The organism is Stutzerimonas stutzeri (assembly GCF_024448935.1).
GTDB lineage: Bacteria > Pseudomonadota > Gammaproteobacteria > Pseudomonadales > Pseudomonadaceae > Stutzerimonas > Stutzerimonas stutzeri_AO.
In genome coordinates this window covers 1-1,352 of sequence record NZ_JAMOIE010000226.1, presented here as the reverse complement: position 1 = coordinate 1,352, position 1,352 = coordinate 1, and the positions used below count along the sequence as shown (strand labels likewise).

The 1,352-nt window shown below is 56.1% G+C and carries 1 protein-coding gene; it reads left to right on the top strand.

Annotated features, from left to right (window positions below):
* Positions 1 to 482 precede the first annotated feature (482 nt).
* The coding region (locus NA637_RS25005; RefSeq protein WP_256075264.1) for a reverse transcriptase domain-containing protein at positions 483 to 1,352 on the top strand (870 nt) is incomplete at its 3' end.

The following is a 1,352-nucleotide window of genomic DNA, read 5'->3' as shown; positions in this document are numbered from 1 at the left end:
GGGGACAATGTAACCGCCGATATTTCGGTAGGTCGAACCGCGAGGCCAGACTGAATCTGCCAGCATCAAGGCGGAGAGGTGCTAGGGATGAACGGGTACGGCTAACACAAGTGAACCTCATATAAACGTCGTCATAGTAGCCAAGCCAAAGATGCTGACAGGCTTGAACCAAAAGGTGCGCGGCCAGGCAGGGGCTCTTACCGATAGCCCCTCGTGGATGTGGTGCCGCCGGCGAAATCGAGGAGCCCGACCCGTTCGGAAATCCATGCGGAACAGGGTAAGCCCGTAGCGTTGCCGATTTCGGCAGGTGAGCTGTAAAGCAAGCTGTTGATGCTGCGGGTAAAGGAATGTGGAAAAAGCGAAGGTCACCCTGTAATGGGGTGAATACAGATTGAAACATCATCTGGCGCGAAAGCGAGCAGACTTCCACACGGTCTTCCATGGCGAGAAAACCTGATCAATCGTTGTACGGAGGAAAGCAGATGGCAGTGCTCGCACCCAATGCGCAAGCAACGGCGAGCACTGGTGCGCCTTCGAACTTCATATCGGCCTGGCCCCAACACTGGAACCAGATCGAGTCGCAAGTGAAACGACTCCAGGTACGTATCGCCAAGGCAACACGAGAAGGCAGGTGGGGCAAGGTGCAAGCCTTGCAACGACTGCTGACTCGCTCGTTCAGCGGCAAACTGTTGGCCGTGAAACGAGTGACGGAAAACAGAGGCAAGAGAACACCGGGCGTTGATGGCAAGATCTGGTCGACTCCGGTGGCCAAATCGACGGGAGCACAAGCGTTACAGCATCGGGGCTATCGGCCTCAACCGCTGAGACGCATCTACATACCCAAAAGCAATGGCAAGAAGCGTCCGCTGGGAATTCCAACGATGCGGGATCGTGCGATGCAGGCGCTGTGGAAACTGGCACTTGAGCCGGTTGCCGAAACGCGTGCAGATCCCAACTCCTATGGATTTCGGCCACAGCGATCCACTGCCGATGCAATCGCACATTGCTTCAATGCACTGGCGAAACGTGGTTCGGCGCACTGGGTACTGGAAGGTGACATTCGAGGCTGTTTCGACAATATCAGTCACGATTGGCTGCTCACCAACGTGCCCATGGATAAGGTGGTTCTGCGCAAATGGCTTCGAGCGGGGTATGTCGATCAGGGAGCCTTGTTCGCAACGGAGGCAGGAACCCCGCAAGGGGGAATCATCTCTCCGGTACTTGCGAATTGGACGCTGGATGGCCTGGAAGATGTCGTCCATGCAAGCGTGGCTTCGACAGCGCGCAAGCGTAAGCCATTCAAGATACACGTCGTACGATATGCCGATGACTTCATCATCACAGGGGCCACG